This is a genomic window from Mesorhizobium sp. C120A (assembly GCF_030323105.1).
In the GTDB taxonomy this organism is placed as follows: domain Bacteria; phylum Pseudomonadota; class Alphaproteobacteria; order Rhizobiales; family Rhizobiaceae; genus Mesorhizobium.
In genome coordinates, this window is record NZ_CP100476.1 from 4,618,251 (window position 1) to 4,638,676 (window position 20,426).

Here is a 20,426-nt window from a genome sequence, read left to right on the forward strand (position 1 = left end):
GCGGCCGGAAGGCTCAAAAAGCGATGGCGCCGTCCAGATCCGAAAGCGGCCTGACGCCGGCCAGCAGCGCGCGCGCCTCCGCCTCGTCGCGCTTCATTTGTACCACCAGCCCATCGAGCCCATCGAACTTCACCTCGGGGCGCAAAAAGCCGAAGAACGATACGTCGCAGATCTCGCCGTAAAGATCGCCGGCAAAGTCGAAGACGAAGGTTTCGAGCAGCGGCGCGCCATTGTCGTCGACAGTCGGGCGACGCCCGAAGCTGGCGACACCATCATAGAGCGTGCCGTTGGCGCGGCGAAAGCGGACGGCATAAATCCCTTCCTTCAGAGTTGTTTCCGGCGAAAGCCTCATGTTGGCTGTCGGGAAGCCGAGCGTGCGGCCGAGCTGCTGGCCGCCGATCACTTCGCTTTCGACGGTGAAGCGGTAGCCGAGCAGGCCTGCGGCCTCGGCGACCTCTCCCTCGCAGAGCAGCTCGCGGATACGGCTCGACGACACCACCTCGGCGCCCTCGTCGCGAAAGGCGTCGACCAGGGTGACGCCGAAACCATGGCGCTCGCCTGCCGCCATCAGAAACGCAGGACCGCCCTGCCGGTCCTTGCCGAAGTGAAAATCGAAGCCGGTGACGGCATGGGTGATGCCGAGGTTCGTCTCCAGCACATCGGTCACGAAAGCCTCGGCCGACAGGCCGGCAAAGGCGCGCGTGAACGGCTGTTCGACGAGTGCGGCAAAGCCCAGATGCGACAGCAGCCGCGCCTTCATCGGCGGCGGCGTCAATACGAACAGCGGCATATCGGGCCTGAACACCTTGCGCGGATGCGGCTCGAAGCTCAGCACTAGCGCCGGCACGCCTCGCCGCCCGGCTTCGGCAAGCGCGCGATCGAGCACCGCCTGGTGGCCGCGATGGACGCCGTCGAAATTGCCGATCGCCACCACGCCGCCGCGCAAATGCGGCGGCAGCGGCGCGGTTGCTGAAATGTGTTCGAAAGCTGCGCTCATGCAGCAACCCTACCGCAGTCTCGGAATGACGGCGACCGGCCGGTAGCCGTGCTTTTGCAGAAAGGCTGCAAGCCTGGCGGGGTCCGGCTGCATGGGATCGCCATAGTCGCGCGCGTGAATGCCGCCCGAGACGTAAAGCACGTCGATGCCGTTGTCGGCGGCGCCCTTGACGTCGGTCATCATGCCGTCGCCGATGGCCAGCACCTCGGTGCGCGCGACGTCTCGGCCGAGAAGCACGGCAACCTCCCGCAGCGCTACGTCATAGACCGGCGCATAAGGTTTTCCGGCGATCAGCGTGCGGCCGCCAAGCTGGGCATAGTCGCGCGCCAAGGCGCCGGCGCACCAGATCATGCGCTCGCCGCGTTCGACCACGATGTCGGGATTGGCGCAGATGAAAGGCAGGTTCCTGGCGCGCAGCCGGCGCAGCAGATCGGCGTAATCCTCAGGCGTTTCCACCTCGTCGTCGAACAGCCCGGTGCAGACCGCGCCGGAGGCCTCGAACTCCTCGACGAGCTCGACGTCCAGACCGTCATAGAGGGTGAAATCGCGGTCGGCGCCGATATGGAAGATTTTTCGTGGGCCTTCGGCGATAAGGTCGCGGGTCACATCGCCTGAGGTCACGACGCGGTCGTAGGCGGCGGCGGGAACGCCGATCGCATTCATCTGCGCCACCACATCGGCATTGCGGCGCGGCGAGTTGGTGATCAGGACGACCGGGACCTTCGCCGCACGCGCGGCGGCAAGCGCTTGGGCAGCCGCCGGAAAATGCCATTCGCCATTGTGGATCACCCCCCAGACATCGCACAGGATGGCCGAGTAGGCGCCCGACAAATCCGCGAGCGAGCCGATGATATCAGGCGAATCCGCCATGCCGTTTACCTGCTGTGACGATCGTTGCGAGAGCTGCAGCCGACGGTCCGCCGCAACCGGCCCCGCATTAACCGAAGCGTTTCATCCTGTCACCAGCTTTTCGGCACTTGCCAGGCTGTTGCGCAACGGGCTGATCGAAGGTTGCACAGGCAGGAACCACCCTTCTCCGAGCTTTGGTCTATCGAAACAATGTCGCACCGCTGATCACCAGGGCCGAGTGGTTAACGAGCCTTGAAAAGATCGGCCTATGTTGAACGCATTTCAGCAACCTGAAATTTAACGATTTTGTGGGCATCTTCGGACCGATATTGGGGTCCTGGCAGGGGTGCTGAAGGCATGATCCGCAGATTTCTGAACGACAGACGCGGCAACTATGCCTTGATGACAGTGATCACCATGGTGCCCTTGATGGGCGCGCTGGCGCTTGCCATCGACTACACCGATCTCTTGCGCCAAAAGCAGAACATGCTGAACGCGCTGGATGCCGCCGGGATTGCCACGGCACAGCAGATCGTCACCGGGGCGACCGACACGGCAGTCAAGGCCTATGCGAAGGATTTCTTCGAAGCCAATCTCGGCCGCGTCAAAGCAGCCAATACGGTCCTGACGGTGACGCTTCCCAACAACAACGCAGGTGGTGGCACGCTGAAGCTGTGCGCCGAATTGACGTACCACCCCTATTTCCTGCCGGCAGCGGCCATGATGATCGGAAGAACCGCCGCCGACGTCACAACATCGGCATGCTCGGAGATCCGCCTCAAAAACACGCTGGAAGTGTCTCTCGTGCTCGACAATTCCGGCTCCATGAGCATCAACGGCTCCGGCACCGGCCAGCCGCGAATAGATTTGCTCAAGAAGGCCGCGACGGAGCTTGTCAATACAATGGCGCTCCAGGCCGCACAAATGAAGCAGGTGACCAAGCCGGTGCAGTTCTCGCTGGTCCCGTTTTCTGCGTCGGTCAATGTCGGCGCTCCGATCCCCCCGGCTCCATTGCCGACGTGGCTGGACACGACCGGCATTTCCCCGATCCATCATCAGAACTTCGATTGGTCGACGATGACAGCGGCAGCAAATGCCACCAAATGGATCGAAAAAGTAGGCAGCGTTTACTACCAGCGCGGCACGGGCTGGGGCACTGACAAAGACAAGGAGATGACGCGTTTCACCCTCTATCAGGACATGATGGCAACGACCTGTACGAAGAAAAACTCGAACGGCACTTGCAAGACCTCCGTCGTCGCCAAATACGAAGCCTGGAAGGGCTGCGTGGAGGCGAGGCCGTATCCCTATAATGACGACGACACGTCGCCGACCACTGGCACGCCCGCCACCATGTTCGTGCCGATGTTCGCGCCGGACGAAGCTGGCAATTTCTGGACCGACACAACTCGCACCAGCACATCGACGTGGGGTTACGCCAACAATTGGTGGATCGATTATTCCGACACGCTGACTGTCCCCAAACGCCAGGCGGATATGCGTAAGTATTTTCTGACAAAGCCCTGGGACGCAGCAGCCGCTGCGGCCGATGATGGACCCAATTCGGCATGCACGACCGCCGCGATCACGCCGTTGCAGGACATAACCACCACCGATGGCAAGAAAATCCTGACGGATGCCATCAATGCCATGGCCCCGACGGGCAACACCAACGTGCCGGAAGGGCTGGCCTGGGGCTGGCGGACGGTGTCGAGCAACGAGCCTTTTACGCAAGGCCGGCCGAACACCGAAAGAGGCAACGACAAAGTGGTCATCGTCCTGACCGACGGCGCAAACACCTATAGCATCGGCCCCAGCAACGACATGACCAGCAACTACGCCAAGAATGGATCGACCTACGCCGCCTATGGCTACACCGGCCCTAATTTTCCGAAGCCAGTGGAGCCTGCGACCCGCCTGTTCGTCAACACGACCGTCGCCAAGACAACCTATACGGCGACCAACTACACGGCCGCGCTTGACGAGCAGATGCAAACCCTTTGCGCCAATGCGAAGAATTCGAACATTCTCTTGATGACCGTCTCGCTCGACCTTGTTAGTTCCAAGCCGGCGGAAAAGACTGCCATAGATGCGCTCAAGAAATGCTCCTCGGATTCGCGCTTCCGCAAGGATCCGACCGACCCGAGCAAACCGGCGAAGCTGTACTGGAACGCGACCGGCGCCACCTTGTCGCAAAGTTTCAAGGAAATCGCCGACGAACTGTCGAACCTGCGCATCGTCAGCTGATCGGCGCGATCTTTCGAACAAGGCGCTCCGCCTCGGCGGGGCGTTTTGCGTTCGGCAGCTGGCGCATTTGGTTAGCGCCTGGTGAAGCGCTATCCGCGCAATCGAGCAGTTTCCCAAACCCGTCCTTCAACGTTTTGTGAAACTGTGGCGGCATTGAAGAATCCGCAGGCGGGGCCGCTTACATCACATGCGTGAACTCTGGCGCACATTCCGGCGTGACTTCTGGCGTGACCGCCGCGGCAATTACGCTCTGATGACCGTTGTGGCGATGGTGCCACTGATGGGCGGCGTGGCCATGGCCGTCGACTACACCGGCGTGGTCAGCGAGAAGCAGAGGGTGGTCAACGCGCTCGACGCCGCCAACTTCGCCACCGCGCGCCGGCTGGTGGAAGGCGCCACCGACGACCAGTTGCGGGCCTATGCGCTCGACTTCTTCAAGGCAAACCTCAACGACGTCGATCCCGCCGACACGACGCTCAGCGTTACGCTGCCCAGCAGCACGACCGGCGGCGGCATCGTCAAGCTGTGCGCCAGCCTGGTCTACAAGCCCTATTTCCTGCCGGCAGCGGCGATGCTGATCGGCAGGACGTCGGAAAACGTCACCTACTCCGTGTGTTCGCAAGTCCGGCTGAAGAACACGCTGGAAGTGGCCATGGTGCTCGACAATTCGGGGTCGATGTCGAACACGGGCACGGGTGCCGGACAAAAGCGCATCGACCTTCTCAAGCAAGCCGCCAAGCAGCTCGTCGACACGCTTGCCTTGCAGGCCGCGATGATCAAGCAGATCGACAAGCCGGTCCAGTTCAGCCTTGTGCCGTTCGCCGCCTCGGTCAATGTCGGCGCCAGCAACGACAACGCGTCGTGGATCGACGCCTACGGGCTGTCGCCCATCCACAATGAGAATTTCGCCTGGTCCACGCTTAACGCAGCCGACAAATATGCCCAGAAGATCGGCGGCATCTGGTACAAGAAAGGCACTGGCTGGGGTGAGCAGGAGGGGCAGATGCTGACCCGCTTCTCGCTCTACCGCGACATGAAGGTGGTCACCAGCCACGAGCGCATCGTCGGCAGCAAACGCGTGGTCTGCGACAAATATCGCGCCAATCATACATGCTCGGACAGCCACAACGAATACGACTACAACGACACATACGGACCGTTCGCCAGCTGGCAGGGCTGCGTCGAAGTGCGGCCCTATCCCTATAATGTCAACGACGCGCCGGCCTCCGGCGGACCGAACAACACCGGCACCGGCGTCGGCGATCCCGCGACCATGTTCGTGCCGATGTTTGCGCCGGATGAGCCGGGCAATCATTGGTACATAACGCAGGACCCCGACGAGGTGGCCCCCAAGACCTATGGCGCGGCCAACAGCTGGTGGAACGACGATCCGGCGAGCACCACCGGCAAGACCAGGCAATCCAACATGGCCAAATATTTCCAGCCACGGCCGATGAACGCGCCGGTGCTGGGGACGGGTGCCGGTCCGAATTACAGCTGCACCACCACGCCGATCACACCCCTGACCGACGTCGCCAACGCCGCCGGGCTGACAAAGATCAAGGCTGCGATCGACCTTATGGCGCCCAACGGCAACACCAATGTGCCGGAAGGCATGGCCTGGGGCTGGCGCACCGTCTCCAGCACGGAGCCTTTCACAGGAGGACGTCCTGAGACGGAGCGCGGCAACGACAAGGTGGTCATCGTGCTCACCGACGGCGAGAACACCTATTCGACGGTGAGTTCCGACCCCGCCGGCAACAAGTCGACCTATGCCGGCTATGGCTATGCCGGCGTCGGCTACAACGGCACTGCGGTCACCCGCCTGTTCGGCGGCACGTCGAGCGCCATCGGCCAGCTCAACTATTCGTCGAGCAACTACACCGCCGCGCTCAACGAGCAGATGGCGACGCTGTGCAACAACGCCAAGGCGGCCAACATCATGGTGATGACGGTGGCGCTCGATATGTCGACGACCGACGCCGGCGACAAGAGCGCGATGGAGGCACTGAAGACGTGCTCGTCGGACTCGCGCTTCCGCAAGGATCCGACCGACCCGAGCAAGCCTGCAAAACTGTTCTGGAACGCGACCGGCGCCACGCTGTCCGACAATTTCAAGGAAATCGCCAACGAGCTCTCGAACCTGCGCGTGGTGAGCTGAGGGTTGAAGCTGCTGATCTTCCCCCACCTTGCGGGGGAAATTGGCGGCTTCGCCGCTTTCGCCAATTTTCGACGCTGGCGCAAAGGCTCCGGCCATCATGCTCTTGCGGTGAGGTCAAAACGCGTGGTGGGTATCGTCACCGCTTCCCGGAGATTGCCAGTGCCCGAAACCGCCAACCATCTCGCCTTCGCGCTGGTCTGCCTGGGCATGGTGCTGACGCCCGGGCCGAACATGATCTACCTGATCTCGCGCTCGCTGTCGCAAGGCCCGAAGGCCGGGCTGATCTCGCTCGGCGGCGTGGCGGCCGGCTTTCTGTTCTATGTCGTATCGGCTGCGCTGGGCATCACCGCGCTGCTGCTTGCCGTGCCGTTTGCCTATGACGCACTGCGCATTGCCGGCGCGCTCTATCTGCTATGGCTCGCCTGGCAAGCGGTGCGGCCCGGCGGGCGCTCACCATTCCAGGTGCGCGAACTGCCGAAGGACAGGCCGCGCAAGCTGTTCGCGATGGGCCTGATGACCAATCTCCTCAATCCCAAGGTGGCGGTGCTTTATCTGTCGCTGCTGCCGCAGTTCATCTCGCTGGGCAACGGCCATGTGCTGTCGCAGCTTCTGGTGCTCGGCGCCACGCAGATCTCGATCAGCCTGACCGCCAATGCCATCATCGCGGTAACGGCCGGTTCGATCGCCACCTTCCTTGCCGGACGGCCGCTATGGATGGTCATCCAGCGCTGGATGATGGGCACGGTGCTCGCCGCGCTGGCGCTTAAAATGGCGACCGACGCGCAACGCTGATCGGACGCAGCGCGCCGAGACTACATCGGCCGCCGACCTTCCCATTCGAATCGGCCGGCCGAACCTGCACGGAGGCCAGCGATTGAGATTTTCGCAGCCCTGCCCGGCAAAAGCCATGATCGCCGCTAAGTCAGGCAGGCATGACAATGATCTGCACCACCAATCATCCGCTCGCGCAAACCCGCTCTGGCGCAGCAAGTCCAAAACCAAACAGGCGCCTGCTGCTGATCGGCCTTGCAGCCATGGCCGGCCTCGCTGCTTGCAGTACGGTCTCGGTGCCGACCGGCGAAGGCGCCGGTGTGTCGTCCTCGGCCACCGCGACGCTGGCCGGCATCCGAGCTTCGGCCGGACTGCCGGCGCTGGTGCCGGACGCCCAGCTCGAGCAGGCCGCTCGGCAGCAGGCCGGCTATATGGCCTCACGCGAACGCATGAGCCACACGACGGGCTGGGGAAAGGATTTCGCGTCGCGGATGAAGGACAATGGGGTGCAGGGCGCCGCCGCCGAGAACATCGCGGAGGGCCGCTTCGACCAGCAGAAACTGTTCGACATCTGGATGCATTCGGCCGGCCACCGCCGCAACATGCTCGATCCGGATTTCAGCCGCTTCGGCCTCGCCTATGTACGCGACGGGCGCGACAGCGCCATCCGTTACTGGAGCCTGGTGCTCGGAAAATAGCAGCCAGCGGTTACGGCGCGAGCCAGCCGTCAGCCTTTCGCGATCAGCTTGCCGATATCCCCAGCCGACAGGGGTTTGCTGAAATAATTGCCCTGCACCTCGTCACAATTGTTCTTGCGCAGGAAGGCGACCTGGTCTTCCGTTTCGACACCTTCGGCCAGCACCCGAAGGTTCAACTTCTGCCCCAGGGAAATCACGGCGCCAGTGACCGCCTGATCGTTCTCGTCGGTCGCGAGATCGTTGATGAAGGACTTGTCGATCTTCAGCCGCGCCACCGGAAACGTCTTGAGGGCGCTGAGACTGGAATAGCCTGTTCCGAAATCGTCGATCGATATCTGCACGCCGAGCTTTTGCAGTCCGTTCATCGTTGCGACCGCCAGCTCGAAATCCTGCATGATCAGGCTTTCCGTCACTTCGAGCTCGAGATACCTCGCCTCCAGGCCGCTTTCCTTCAATGCGTTGACGACGCGGTCGATCAGGTTCTTCTCCCGGAACTGCCGCGCCGACACGTTGACGCAGACGGTTACGGGCGACAGACCGGCGCGCTGCCAGGCTTTGTTCTGCCGGCAGGCTTCGTGCAGGATCCAGTCGCCGAGCGGCACGATCAGCCCGGTCTCCTCGGCGGTCGGGATGAACATCGCCGGCGAAACCAGGCCTCGCGTCGGGTGGTTCCAGCGCACCAGCGCTTCGACGGCGAAAACCTGCCCCGATCGCAGATCCACCTGTGGCTGATAATGCAGAGCGAATTCCGACCGGGCGAGCGCGTTTCGCAATTCCTCCTGAAGCAGGAATTTTTCATGTGCCGTTGAGTTGAACTCCGGGGCATAGAACTGGAAATTGTCGCGGCCGAATTCCTTGGCGCGATACATGGCGGCGTCGGCATTGGCCAACAGCGTATCCGGGCTGGTCCCGTCCTTCGGGTAATTTGCGATGCCGATGCTGGCCGTCGTTCTCAGCCGATGCTCTCCGACAAGAACCGGTTCCGCGATCGCATCCCTGATCGTCTGCAGGGTTTCCGAGACCACATCGACATTGGTGGTTTGGTCGAACAGGACGATGACAAATTCGTCGCCGCCAAGCCGCACGACGGTGTCGGTGGCCTTCACGCATCCAACCAAACGGCTGGCGACGGTCTTGAGGAGTTCGTCGCCGGCATTGTGGCCAAACGTATCGTTCACCAGTTTGAAATTGTCGAGATCGATGAACACCACCGTCATCCAGCGATTGTATCGCTGCGCGTAGAGGACCGCCTGGGAAAGCCGATCCTCCAGCAAAGCGCGATTGGGCAGGCCGGTCAGCGCATCATGGTTGGCCATGAAGTGGATCTGGTCTTCCGCCAGTTTGCGCTCGATCGCGATGCCGGCAATGTGTGTGGTGAATTCGATCAGGCGGGTCTCGGCATGGGTGGGTTCGCGCACGGTCATCGAATACATGGCAAAGGCGCCCAACACGACGCCCCGATGCGACAGGATCGGGGTTGACCAGCACGAACGATAGCCATGGGGTGCCGCCAGTTCGCGGTAATCGTCCCAAAGCGGATCCTGCAGAATATCGGTAACAATGACCGGTTCCCGCCGGTAGATGGCGGTTCCGCAGGATCCCACCTTGGGACCGATGGCCGCCCCATCGATGGCGCTCGTATAGGCTTTCGCCAGGCCCGGCGCCGCACCGTGACGCAAATGAATGCCGTCCTTGTCGAGCAGCAGGACGGAACCGAATATTCCCTTCAACTGAGCCTCGACGAAGCGCATGAGGCGGTCGAGCACGTCCTCCAGCGGCGCGCTCGTGGCAATCATTTCGAGGATCTGCGCCTGCCCGCTGCGAAGGACATCCGCCTGCTTGCGGGCGGTGATGTCGTGGGCAATGCCAACCAGGCCGAAGATTTCATTTTGGCGATTGCGCAACGGCACCTTCGTCGACGAAAGCCATTTGCCGTTCCCCGACGCATCGACGACAAACTCTTCCGCGTCGATCACTGGTTGTCCGCTCTTGAGCAGGCGCTGCTCGACCAGGCGAAATTTCCGCGCAACTTCCGGGGCGTGGAGATCAAAATCGGTCAAACCGATCATGTCGCTGGTCTTGTTGCGCCCGCTATCGGTCGCAAGGGCGCTGTTGACCACGACGAAACGGCTTTGCGTATCCTTGACCCAGAGATAATCCGGCACCCAGTCGATCAGCGCCTGCAGCGAAATGCGCTCGTCGACGATCTGCCGATTGGCGAGAAGTTCAGTGATGTCCTCATGCGTGGCGATCCAACTGCCATCGGGCATGGGCTGGTTACGGATCTGGATTGTGCGACCGTCGACAAGTTTGGCGGTCCAGAGCCGCGAAGCCTTGCCCGAATTGATCGAGCGAGCCGTTGCGAGATAGGTGTCGGCGGCCGTCGCCGCCGTGCCGGCGGCGACGCGGCGTTCGACGATTTCGCTCAGTGTCACGCCAGGCCGCAATTCCTCGGGCGCAATGCGGTAGATTTCCGCATAGCGCCGGTTGCTCAGGATCAGCCGTTCATCGGCATCGAAAAAGCAGATGCCTTGCGAAATATTCTCGATCGCAGTCTCGAAGCGCAGGGTCTGCCCTTCGAGACCCGCAATGGTCGTGCGAAGTTCTCCCTCGAGCGTATCGTAGGAAACGTCAGCCAGTCTTGCCAATGCGGCTACGCCCACCGGCCCGCGCGCCCCGACGGATCTTCTGGATGACTTCGTGACCAAACAGACCTCCTCCGGTTTGGCACCTGAAACAAGAAAGGGCCTCTGTCGTGCCAGACGAAAGTCGACTGACAATGTTACAGATGTGCTAATTCAAGATGAACTGTAACGGAATTGGAGGCGTCAGCAACCAGATACCAAAGGTGCAAATGTCATTTCAAATCAACTTCCAACGGCTCATAATCGATATTCTTTTGCACACGCGGGTTTTGACGATCATCCGAGCAACAAATCATCAGGGGCAACCAGCTTGCTGCCAGCGCTACCGGCGCCCGCCTCAATCCATATGCGCGGCAGGAGCTGCCGCGCCGGCCGGAGCGGTCTTCGGCTTGCGCAGCAGGAAGACAAACGGAATGGCAACCAGCGTCATCACCATCAGCAGTTTGAAGTCGTTGACGTAGGAGATCATCATCGCCTGGATGTTGACCATGCGGTCCACCTGCGAAAGTGCCGTCGGATCGCCGCCTGCTGCCGCCGGCGAGGCCGCCCACAAATTGGGGTTGAACGGGTTGATGAAAGCCGACAGTTCGGTGTGATTGACCTGCGTGTTGCGCACCATGAGAACCGTCACCACCGACACACCGATCGACGAACCGAGATTTCGAACCAGGCTGAACAGGGCCGTGGCGTCGGTGCGGAAGCGCACGTCGAGCGTGGCGAAGGCCACCGTGGACAGCGGCACGAACACCATGCCCATGCCCAGGCCCTGGATGACGCCGGAGCTGAGGATCAGCCAATTGTCCATCTGCGGCGTGAAGGAGGACATGGTGTAGAGCGACTGCGCGGTGAGCAGAAAGCCGATGACGACGAGGATGCGGGCGTCGATCCTGCTCATGAGCCGTCCAACGACAAGCATCGAAATCATCGTGCCGACACCGCGCGGCCCCAGGACGACGCCGATGGTGACGGTCGGATAGCCGAAGATGGTCGACAGCATCGGCGGCAGCAGCGACATCGAGGCCAGGATCAGCACGCCCATGACGAAGATGAAGGCCAGACCGGTGACGAAATTGCGGTCGAGGAAGATCTTGGGGTCGATGAAAGGACGTTCCGCCGTCAGTGTATGGATGATGAAAACCCAGAAGCCGGTGATCGAAAGAGCAAGCTCGATCCAGATTTCGACCGAGGAAAACCAGTCGACCTCGCCGCCGCGGTCGAGCAGCAGCTGCAGTGCGCCGACGCCGAGCGAAATCATGGCGAAACCGAAGAAATCGAAGCTGCGTATCCGCCGGGCAATGACCGGCAAATAGGCTGCCATGCCGAGGAAGGCGATGATGCCGACCGGCAAATTGATGAAGAACACCCAGCGCCAGTTGAAATTCTCGGTCAGCCAACCGCCCAGCGTCGGACCCAGGATCGGCCCCAGCATGATGCCGGCGCCCCAGATGGCCATCGCCTGGCCGTGGCGTTCCCTGGGGTTGATGTCGAGCAGGAAGGTCTGCGACAGCGGCACGATGGCTGCGCCGAACACGCCCTGCATCAGCCGGAAGAACACAATGCTCTCCAGGCTCCAGGCAATGCCGCACAGCATCGAGAACACGGTGAAGCCGACAACCGCCGCCAGGAACAGTTCCTTGCGGCCGAAGCGGTCGGCCAGCCAGCCGGTCACCGGCGTCATGATCGCGGCGGCAACGATGTAGGAGGTCAACACCCAGTTGATGTTGTCGGGCGACGCGCCGAGGTCGCCGGTCATGGTCGGCAGCGCGACATTGGCGATCGTGGTGTCGAGCGCCTGCATGACCGTCGCCAGCATCAGCGCCACGGTGATCAGGCCGCGATGCGGCACTTCCTTGAAAGGTTCTGGTGTGGTCATGATGCGGAACTTCCGACAGGTAACAATAACGTGTACACTAGGTTTCCGGGCGGCGAGGCCTTCTCTGGTGAAGAGACCCTCATCGCGGTGGGACGCGATCTATCGATGTGGGGGTTACATCGATCGAAGGTCTCGACACATCAGGCGCTTGCCGCCCGGAAATCCAAGGTCCGAAGGATGGGCGCCGAGATGGTCCAGGTTCTGGGCAGCCCGCAATGCGGCCCGGTCCAATCCACCCCTCGTTCAACCTGCCGTCGGACCGATCCTGTCATCTCAACTTCACCTCGCCTGCGGCGGGCGTTCTGCCGGGCCGTGATCCTGCTTTTCGAGATCACGGTCCATTCACAGTCTATTGTGCTTCGCCTGCGGTGGCGTGGCCGAAGATAGCGGGGAACCCGCGTGCCACGCCGGTATCCACCGTAACCGAGGCGCTCATGCCGGTGCGCAGCGCCATTTTGGCGTCGGCATCGGTCAGCTCCAGGCGCACCGGAATGCGCTGGGTGACCTTGACCCAGTTGCCGGTGGCGTTTTGAGCCGGCAGCAGCGAAAACTCCGCGCCAGTGCCGGCGCCGATCGCCTTGACGGTGGCCTCGAAAGTTCTGCCCGGATAGGTGTCGACGACGATCTCGGCCTTCTGGCCAGGCTTCATGTGGGTAAGCTGGGTTTCCTTGAAATTGGCATCGATCCAGGTGTCGCCGGTCTCGACCAGCGCAAACAGCGGCGTGCCGGAACCGACATACTGGCCGATCTTGAACGAGGAGGCCTGGCTGATGACGCCGTCGGCCGGCGCCTTGACCGTGGTCTGCGCCAGATCGTAGGCGGCCTTGTCGCGCGCGGCGAGTGCGGCCATCACCGTCGGATGCTTGTCGGTCTCGATATCGGGATTGCCGGCGAGAGCCGCCTTGGCGCTGATGATGCCTTGCTCGGCAACGGCCAGTTGCTGCCTGGCCTTGTCGAGATCGTTCTTGGCCTCGTCCAGCGACGATTTGGCGTTGATGCCCTTCTGGGCAAGGTCGGCGGCGCGGTCATACTGCGACTGCGCGTAGTCGACCTGGCTGGCATCGGACTTTTCCTGCGCCAGCGCCTGGCTGTAGGCGGCGCGCAGCTGTTCGATACCGACGCGTGCGACTGCGACCGCCGCGTCGGCCTGCGCCAACGCGATCCGGTAGGGCTCGGGGTCGATGGCAAACAGCACATCGCCCTGCTTGACCTGCTGATTGTCCGAGATGCCGACCTGAACGATGCGGCCGGCGGTGTCCGAGGCGATCGACACCTTGGCCTGCTGCAAATTGGCGTTCTCGGTTTCCTGATAGCGGCCGCCGGTCACCCAGACATAACCGCCACCAATGGCCAGCGCGGCTGGCAGGGCAACCATCAGCAGCAAGCGGCCGATGCGGCGCTTCTTGACCGGAGTCGGAGCGGGTTGAACCGGGGGAGCCACCGCGACAGGTGCTGCGGCCGGCTGTGCAGGCGCTTCGGCAGCAGGCTGTGCCGGCGCTTCGGCAGCCGGCTGTGCCGGCGTCTCGATCTTGGTAACATTCTCGTCTAGTTTGGCTGCCGCGTTCATGCTGCTGCCCCTTCCGTACTCTTCAAGGACGACGTCTCGCCGTCCGCCAGGTTTTGCACGATGGTGTCCAGCGCCCGGATCAGGACGCGGCGGTCGTCCGGCGAAACGCCGACCAGCGATTCCTCATAAACTTCGCCGGCAAGGCTTTTGACCTCGGCATAGGCCGCGTTCGCCTTGGCTGTCGGGAAGATCATGCGCACGCGCCGGTCAGTTGCATCGGAGCGCCGTTCGATCCAGCCGCCCTCCTCCATCCGGTCGACGAGGCGTGAAACGCTGATCGGCTCGATTTCGAGAAGTTCGGCGAGGCGAGCCTGGGCGACGCCGGCCTCCTTGGCGACGCGAACCAGAAGCCGCCATTGTGCCGAGGAAAGGCCAAGACCGCTGGCGCGCGCCTCGAAGCGCTTGCGCATAAGGCGCTGCACGTCGTGGATCAAAAAGCCCAATCTATCTATGCCGTCGGAAACCATGAGCGGTATATATTATAAGCGTGCTTACCATTCAAGGCGCCGCATTGCACCAGAGCCGAAAAAGAGGGATGGCAGCCATGCAGATGCGGTCATGGCACAGTCAATTACGGTTGCGGATGACCTCCCGACCGAGACGTGAATTGCCGTCGAGAACGCCGCGAGGAGAAAGGTCGTCTTGCGCGTCCTCGCCACCGGCACATCTAGGCTTTCGGCGGCATTTTCGCCGGCGGGGAAGGCATCGAGCCGGCGGTGGTTCCACAGGGCAAAGGCAAGGATGGTGCCCGCACCCAGCGCGCCCGGATATTGTCCCAGCGAGCCAGGCCGAGGCCGCCCAGCAGCGGCTTTCCACGATGGTGACCTGCCACAGTCGACCAGCGCCCTTCGATTTTACGACAGGCGCAATTTCGATCAAACTGGCCTCGCAAAAAGCCGGCAGCATGGTGTGGCCAAATGCGAGGAGACTCATGAACCCGACCGAGAAAGCGCTGTGGTTTGTCGAGAGCCATTTGCCGGAAGCGATCTCGCTTGAGGATGTCGCGCAAAGCAGCGGCGTCTCGCGCTTTCATGTGACGCGCGCCTTTGGCGCCGCCACCGGCCGTTCGGTGATGGGCTATATGCGCGCGCGCCGGCTGACCGAAGCGGCGCGCAAGCTGGCTTCCGGCGCGCCCGACATCCTCGCGGTCGCGCTCGATGCCGGCTACGCCTCGCACGAAGCCTTCACCCGCGCCTTCCGCGATCAGTTCGGCACGACGCCGGAACTGGTGCGCGCGCAGGGCAGCCTCAGCAATCTCGACCTGGTGGAGCCGATCCTGATGGACCAGTCCTTCCTCGCCTCACTGCCGCCGCCGCGCTTCGAGACCGGCCGTCCCTTCCTCATTGCCGGCCTCGGCGAGCGCTACAGCTGCGAAACCAGCGCGGCTATTCCGATGCAGTGGCAGCGCTTCGGTCCCTATATCGGCAACATTCCGGGCGAGACCGGCGACGTCGCCTATGGCGTCTGCGTCAACGGCGACGATGCCGGCAATTTCGACTATATCGCCGGCGTCGAAGTTTCGGATTTCTCGGACCTGCCGAAGGAGCTTTCGCGGGTGCGGGTGCCGGCGCAGAAATACGCCGTGTTCACCCATGCCGAGCACATCTCCACGATCCGCCGCACCGTCAACACGATCTGGAACAAATGGCTGCCGGCCTCGGGGCACGATATAGCCGACGGCCCCGAATTCGAACGCTACGGCCCGGAGTTCGATCCGCGCAGTGGCAATGGCGGGCTGGAGATATGGATTCCGGTTAGAGTGTGAGAGCGTTTGCGCGCGATCTTGCCTTCTTCCGGTGAAAAGGCGCTACAGCTCCAGGTTCCAGTTCTGGCCGACCAGATCCTTGCCGAAGGCGTGATGGCGCTCTTCGTCCACCAGCCTGAAGCCCGCACTCTCATAGATGTGCCGGGCGGCGGTCAAAATGTCGTTGGTCCACAGGGTCAGCGTCTTGTAGCCCCTGGCGCGGGCGAAGCCGATGCACTCCTGAACCAGCCGCTTGCCGATGCCGAGGCCGCGCGCCGATGGTTCGACATAGAGCAGGCGCAGCTTCGCCACCGCGTCGGATTTGCGCACGACGAAGACCGAGCCGACCACCTCCCCTTGCCGTTCGGCAATCCAGCTGCGTTCCCATTCTGGATCGAAGGATTTTACGAAGGCGCCGAGGATTTCGGCGACCAGCGCCTCGTAGGTTTCGTCCCAGCCATAGTCCTGTGCGTAGATCTGTCCTTGGCGGCGCACCACCCAGCCGATGTCGCCGACCTGCAAGGGGCGCAGCATATACGGCACTTTAGACTCCGGGCTGTCGCCCAGGAGTTGCTGCACCGTCTGCATGGCCTTGACCAGCCGGTCCTGTTCGGCAGCAGGAAGCCGCTCCAGCAAGGCCGCGACCTGGTCGTGCGAAGCCCGGTTCAGCGGCGCGAAGGCCTGCCGGCCCACCGGCGTCAGCGTGATCGACGACTGCCGCGCATCCGACGCCAGCGGCGCGCGCGCAATCAGCTGCAGGTGCTCGAACTTCTTCAGGAGCCGGCTGACATAACCGGCGTCGAGGCCGAGATCGCGGATGAGATCGCTGGCGGTCAGGCCATCGCGATGCGCCAGTTCGTAGAGCACCCGCGCCTCGGTCAGCGAGAAGGCGCTTTTCAGCAGGCCTTCGTCGAGCAGACCTATCTGGCGGGTGTAGAAGCGGTTGAAAGCCCGCACCGCGTCGATGCGTTCCTTGCCGGGTTGATGATGGATCGTCATGGGAAGCCTCCTGCCCATCAACGATCGGTCATTTATTTGACTTAGTCAAGTATCGAGGAGATGCTCCCCCGGTCGTGTCTCAGGCGATGGCGCGGCGGCGCCGTGCGATCAGGACGAACAGGCCGAGCAGCACAACGCTGGCCGCAGCACTGGCGGCGGCAAATTCCGGCACCGGCCGAAAATCCTTGCCGTCGATCAGCAGCGATGCCGCGACCGGGCCGATCGCCAGACCGAAAAGCTGGGCCGCCGGCACCAGAAGCACGGCCGTGCGCGTCTCGTCGGCGGTGATCGCCAGCCGGATCTGATAGGGCACGATGAACAGAAGGATGAAGCCCATGATCAAGGCCGCGACCCAGAAAACCGTCAGGCCGGGGCTGCCGGCGAGCACCACGGAACTGGCGACGGCGACCACGCCGATCGCCACGATGGCGAAGCGGTAGTCGATACGCGCCTCGAAGACGGTAGCCGTCATTGCGCCCAGCACCTGCAATGCCAGGCTGGCCGAGACGATCAGGCCGACGCTGCGGCCATCGATGCCGTATTGTGCGCCAAGCGGCTCGAGAAACGCCCAGACCGAGCCGAAGAACATAAAGTAGCAGAAGACGCACAGCAAAGCGGCAAGCGAAGGAACGGTCAGCACATTGCTGAACTGTTCCTCCTTGGCCAGGTCGGCATAGCTATCCGGGACGATGAAGGCGACGGCCACCGAGGCGATGCAGACGACGGCAAGAACGATGAAGCCGCCCGCCGATCCGGCGGCCGGGATGACGTAAAGCGCCAGCAGCAGGGCAAGGGCGCATTGCGCCAGGGTCTGAAGGGTGACGAAGAAGCCGCCGATGCGCTCGGCCCGGCGTGAACGGGCGATCAGTTCCGTGGCGACCGCCACCAGCCCACCCTCGGCGAGGCCTGCCACCGCGCGGGCGGCAATCAGCGAGGTCGAGGTCAGCGCATAGGCGGTCGCGCAGTTAGCCAGCGCCAGCAAGAGCAGAAGGACGGCACTTTTCAAGCGCATATTGTGGGCGGACAGCATCATGGCGATGGCCGCCGATCCGATGCCGATGGCGATCATCTCCGCCGTGGCGACCAGCGCGAGTTCGTCACCGCTGACATGCCCTTCGGTGTAGAGCGCGCCGAGAAGCACCGGCTGCAGCCCGAGAATGAGCAGCCCGACCGAGCCGATCCACAATGCCGAGGCGAGTTGCGCCCCAGTGGGGTTGCCGACCAGCCAGTCGCCGTTCCCGGCATCCGCGTTACCAGCAGAAGTCACGGTCGCCTCCCAACGTCCTTGCCTGACGGCAAAAAAACTGACAGTCTGTCAGCATTTAGAAACTGATACTCGATCATATTCGTTTGTCAATCAGTAGCGGGACTTGGCACCAACAAGGCTGGGGATGGTCTTGGCGATCGAATGGTCTGGGCGATCGAGAGGATGGCGGCATGAACGAAGCAGTGCAGATGACGACCGAACCGAGGCGCAGGCCCAAACAGGAGCGCAGCCGCGAGCGCATCGACGCCATCCTGTCGACGACCATGCGGCTGATCGGCGAGAAAGGCATCGACGCCGTCACCATGAAGGAAGTCGGCGCACAGGCCGGCGGGCCGATCGCCACCGTCTATCATTACTTCCCCAACAAGTCGGCGATCCTGGCGATGCTCTACGAGCGGTTCTCCGAAGTGAGCCGCTCTCGGCTTGCCGCGATCGTCGCCGACATTGGCGGGCTGGGCGACGTCATCGCGGCGGCCGACCGGCTGCTCGACGACTACTATGAGCGCGTCGCCGGCGACCCCGCCATTCAGGACCTGCAAAACGCCATACAGGCTGACAAGGCGCTGAAGAATCTCGACATCGCCGAAACCCGGCGCCAGGCGACGATGTTCTGCGACCATGTCGGCCCTTTCTCGCGCCAGAGCGACGCAATGAGTTCGGCCGTATGGTTTTCCTGATCTTCCAGCTGGCCGGCGGCGTCGTGCGCATGGCGCTGACCCAGGACCAGGAGGAAAGCCGCCACACCATCGAGGACTACCGGTCGATCATCCATACGCAGTTGGGACTGTTTCTCTAGCGCCCGATTCGACCCCGTCCGGTCTGGTGGATGAGGTTTTCGAAGCCGTCGGCCAGGTTGGCTGTGCCGGCGGCAACAATCTTCGACAGGTTCCTGGCGCGACCTGGGGTCTTGTTGGCATCGAGCAGCACGGCCCTGCCCTCATGCACGACAAAGTCGAATTTGCCATAGTCGAAGCCCAGCTTCCGACGCAAGGCGCGCAGTTCGTCGGGAACCGCAACCGGCTGCCGGCGGACGGTGTCGTCGCCCTTGACCAGGCGCTGCGGCGAGACATAGCGGGTGCAGCGCTCCCGATCGCCGCAGAATATCCAGAACCGCGCCGCAAACCCGTCGGGCTCGATTTCGGGAATGAATTTTTCCACGATCAGGTCGGCACGCCTGAAAATCTCCGGCGCCACATCGGCCAGCGAGGCATGCACCTGATAACGGTCGAAGGTCTGAGCGCCCGGGAAAGGCACTGCCTTGCCGGCGCGAACGGATTTTCGGTTGAGCTGCTCCTCGGGCGTCCCCCAATGATTGAGGTTGCTCTTGACGATGACCTGGCCGCTCCAGTTGGCACCCTCCTCGAGGATCGCACCGCTGATGCGGCGCTTGGAAATGTCGGTTGCACCAAGATTGAGACAAATCGGAAATCCGCGCGCGTAGTCGACATAGTCCGATGGCGTCACTGTCGCGTCGACATGCAGGACGGCAATATCGGCGTTATGACTTGCCGAGGGTCCACGCATGATCTGCACGGAGTGACCGCGCCGTTTCAGCTCCGCCAGGACGTCGAACAGCATGTAGGGGCTGTCCTGGCGCCGCAGGAGGCCCCGCCGGCTCTGGAAGCGGTCAAATTCATGCGTTATGACGGCAATGCGGGCCATGGCCTTTCCTGCATGAGGTAACTCGCAAGGCAACCAACAGCCTGGAAGGAAATATGTCCAGCCTTTCCCCAAACCGTTCCGCATGACTGAGCATTGGGACGCAATTCGCCGTCATTGGCGGCTTCTCGGGTCGCCGCTGTGTCCACCCCCGGAAGCTGTCGCCGCCTATGAGCGCGAACTTAGCCTGCAATCAGTCGATGTGGTGCTGCTCGGGGTCACGCCGGAGCTTGCCGGCCTCGGAAGGACCATGCTCGCGATCGACGAGTCCACTGCCATGATATCGGGCATCTGGCCGGGCGATACCGCCTCACGCAAGGCGGTGATCGGCAACTGGCTGGAGTTGCCGCTGGGCGACGAAAGCGCCGGGGCGGTGATCGGCGACGGCTGTCTGTCGGCGCTGGACTCCTCGGTTGCACGGCAGGCGCTGCTTGCCGAGATCGCGCGTGTGCTGAAGTCCGATGGGCGGGCTGCATTGCGCGCCTATGCAAGCCCTCAGGTGCCGGACGATCTGCAGGAGGTCCGGGCGCTGACGCTGTCCGGTGGTGTCGCGACCTTCCACGAACTCAAATGGCGCATTGCCATGGCTTGTGCCGGCGGCGATCCCGACCGCCCCATTCCGGTGCGGGCGATCCTCGACGCCTTCGATGCGCTGTTTGCCGACCGGGAGGCCCTTGCCGCGACGACCGGATGGGAGATGCCGGTCATCGGCACCATCGATGTCTATGCGAATTCGCAGACTGTCTACAGTTTCGCCCCGGCGGCGACGCTGGTCGAAGAGGCGAGCCGGTTTTTTGACAGTGTCCGCCTCGCGCCGACAGGGACCTATGGGCTGGCTGAACGCTGTCCGCTTCTGGTGCTTAAATCGCCGCGGCGCCGGTAGGGTCTGCCGTCGGATCGCGGCACGGCTCCAATTGGCACAATTGTGCTCACCGTTCGCCTTGACTCT

15 protein-coding genes and 2 pseudogenes are annotated in these 20,426 nt (G+C 62.6%); 7 read left to right on the forward strand and 10 right to left on the reverse strand.

Annotation, left to right across the window (positions count from 1 at the left end):
• Nucleotides 1-13 precede the first annotated feature (13 nt).
• Together NL532_RS22445 and NL532_RS22450 are read right to left on the reverse strand one after the other, a co-directional pair.
• Nucleotides 14-997, reverse strand: coding sequence for a bifunctional riboflavin kinase/FAD synthetase (locus NL532_RS22445; protein ID WP_023829495.1), 984 nt, complete (start codon nucleotides 995-997; stop codon nucleotides 14-16).
• A gap of 9 nt (nucleotides 998-1,006) precedes the next feature.
• Nucleotides 1,007-1,867 (reverse strand): TIGR01459 family HAD-type hydrolase, encoded by an 861-nt coding sequence (locus NL532_RS22450; RefSeq protein ID WP_023829494.1) that lies wholly within the window; start codon nucleotides 1,865-1,867, stop codon nucleotides 1,007-1,009.
• Between the two features lie 336 nt (nucleotides 1,868-2,203).
• On the opposite strand from NL532_RS22450, the gene NL532_RS22455 reads away from it, so the two are divergent.
• From NL532_RS22455 to NL532_RS22470, 4 genes are all read left to right on the forward strand, one after another.
• The gene (locus tag NL532_RS22455; protein ID WP_023829493.1) at nucleotides 2,204-4,093 is read left to right on the forward strand and encodes a pilus assembly protein; all 1,890 of its coding nucleotides are present in this window, start codon (nucleotides 2,204-2,206) and stop codon (nucleotides 4,091-4,093) included.
• Nucleotides 4,094-4,280: 187 nt separating this feature from the next.
• Nucleotides 4,281-6,254: a pilus assembly protein gene (locus tag NL532_RS22460; RefSeq protein WP_023753761.1), complete on the forward strand. Its 1,974-nt coding sequence runs from the start codon at nucleotides 4,281-4,283 to the stop codon at nucleotides 6,252-6,254.
• Nucleotides 6,255-6,413: 159 nt separating this feature from the next.
• Nucleotides 6,414-7,046 carry a LysE family translocator gene (locus tag NL532_RS22465; RefSeq protein WP_023671530.1) on the forward strand — a complete coding sequence of 211 codons (633 nt, stop codon included), beginning with the start codon at nucleotides 6,414-6,416 and terminating at the stop codon, nucleotides 7,044-7,046.
• 146 nt (nucleotides 7,047-7,192) lie between these two features.
• Nucleotides 7,193-7,723, forward strand: a complete 531-nt coding sequence (locus NL532_RS22470) for a CAP domain-containing protein (RefSeq protein WP_502881987.1) — start codon at nucleotides 7,193-7,195, stop codon at nucleotides 7,721-7,723.
• Between the two features lie 29 nt (nucleotides 7,724-7,752).
• Here NL532_RS22470 and NL532_RS22475 read toward each other — a convergent pair whose 3' ends face one another.
• The 5 genes and pseudogenes from NL532_RS22475 to NL532_RS22495 all read right to left on the reverse strand — a co-directional run.
• The gene (locus NL532_RS22475) at nucleotides 7,753-10,371 is read right to left on the reverse strand and encodes an EAL domain-containing protein (protein WP_245270330.1); all 2,619 of its coding nucleotides are present in this window, start codon (nucleotides 10,369-10,371) and stop codon (nucleotides 7,753-7,755) included.
• A 334-nt stretch (nucleotides 10,372-10,705) separates the two neighbouring features.
• Nucleotides 10,706-12,241: a DHA2 family efflux MFS transporter permease subunit gene (locus NL532_RS22480; protein ID WP_023694754.1), complete on the reverse strand. Its 1,536-nt coding sequence runs from the start codon at nucleotides 12,239-12,241 to the stop codon at nucleotides 10,706-10,708.
• Nucleotides 12,242-12,590: 349 nt separating this feature from the next.
• Entirely contained in the window at nucleotides 12,591-13,808 is a 1,218-nt protein-coding gene (locus NL532_RS22485) for an HlyD family secretion protein (RefSeq protein ID WP_023821182.1), read from the reverse strand.
• Complete coding sequence (locus NL532_RS22490; protein ID WP_023705728.1) at nucleotides 13,805-14,275, reverse strand: MarR family winged helix-turn-helix transcriptional regulator; 471 nt, start codon at nucleotides 14,273-14,275, stop codon at nucleotides 13,805-13,807. The genes NL532_RS22485 and NL532_RS22490 overlap by 4 nt, the downstream gene beginning before the upstream one ends.
• 126 nt (nucleotides 14,276-14,401) lie before the next feature.
• A pseudogene (locus tag NL532_RS22495) lies at nucleotides 14,402-14,610 on the reverse strand (iron chelate uptake ABC transporter family permease subunit); the annotation flags it as partial.
• A gap of 129 nt (nucleotides 14,611-14,739) precedes the next feature.
• Between NL532_RS22495 and NL532_RS22500 the strand changes: the two are divergent.
• Nucleotides 14,740-15,573, forward strand: coding sequence for an AraC family transcriptional regulator (locus NL532_RS22500; protein ID WP_023829491.1), 834 nt, complete (start codon nucleotides 14,740-14,742; stop codon nucleotides 15,571-15,573).
• Nucleotides 15,574-15,615: 42 nt separating this feature from the next.
• Here NL532_RS22500 and NL532_RS22505 read toward each other — a convergent pair whose 3' ends face one another.
• Together NL532_RS22505 and NL532_RS22510 are read right to left on the reverse strand one after the other, a co-directional pair.
• Nucleotides 15,616-16,551, reverse strand: coding sequence for a bifunctional helix-turn-helix transcriptional regulator/GNAT family N-acetyltransferase (locus NL532_RS22505; protein WP_023829490.1), 936 nt, complete (start codon nucleotides 16,549-16,551; stop codon nucleotides 15,616-15,618).
• 79 nt (nucleotides 16,552-16,630) lie between these two features.
• The gene (locus tag NL532_RS22510; protein ID WP_023829489.1) at nucleotides 16,631-17,818 is read right to left on the reverse strand and encodes an MFS transporter; all 1,188 of its coding nucleotides are present in this window, start codon (nucleotides 17,816-17,818) and stop codon (nucleotides 16,631-16,633) included.
• A gap of 188 nt (nucleotides 17,819-18,006) precedes the next feature.
• On the opposite strand from NL532_RS22510, the pseudogene NL532_RS22515 reads away from it, so the two are divergent.
• Nucleotides 18,007-18,614: pseudogene (locus tag NL532_RS22515) on the forward strand (TetR/AcrR family transcriptional regulator).
• On the opposite strand, the gene NL532_RS22520 reads toward NL532_RS22515, so the two are convergent.
• The gene (locus NL532_RS22520; RefSeq protein ID WP_023829487.1) at nucleotides 18,611-19,480 is read right to left on the reverse strand and encodes a hypothetical protein; all 870 of its coding nucleotides are present in this window, start codon (nucleotides 19,478-19,480) and stop codon (nucleotides 18,611-18,613) included. The pseudogene NL532_RS22515 and the gene NL532_RS22520 sit on opposite strands and share 4 nt — an antisense overlap.
• Nucleotides 19,481-19,562: 82 nt before the next feature.
• Here NL532_RS22520 and NL532_RS22525 point away from each other — a divergent pair, with 82 nt between their 5' ends.
• On the forward strand, nucleotides 19,563-20,360 hold the full coding sequence (locus NL532_RS22525; protein WP_023829486.1) for a class I SAM-dependent methyltransferase: 798 nt from the start codon (nucleotides 19,563-19,565) through the stop codon (nucleotides 20,358-20,360).
• Nucleotides 20,361-20,426: the final 66 nt, after the last annotated feature.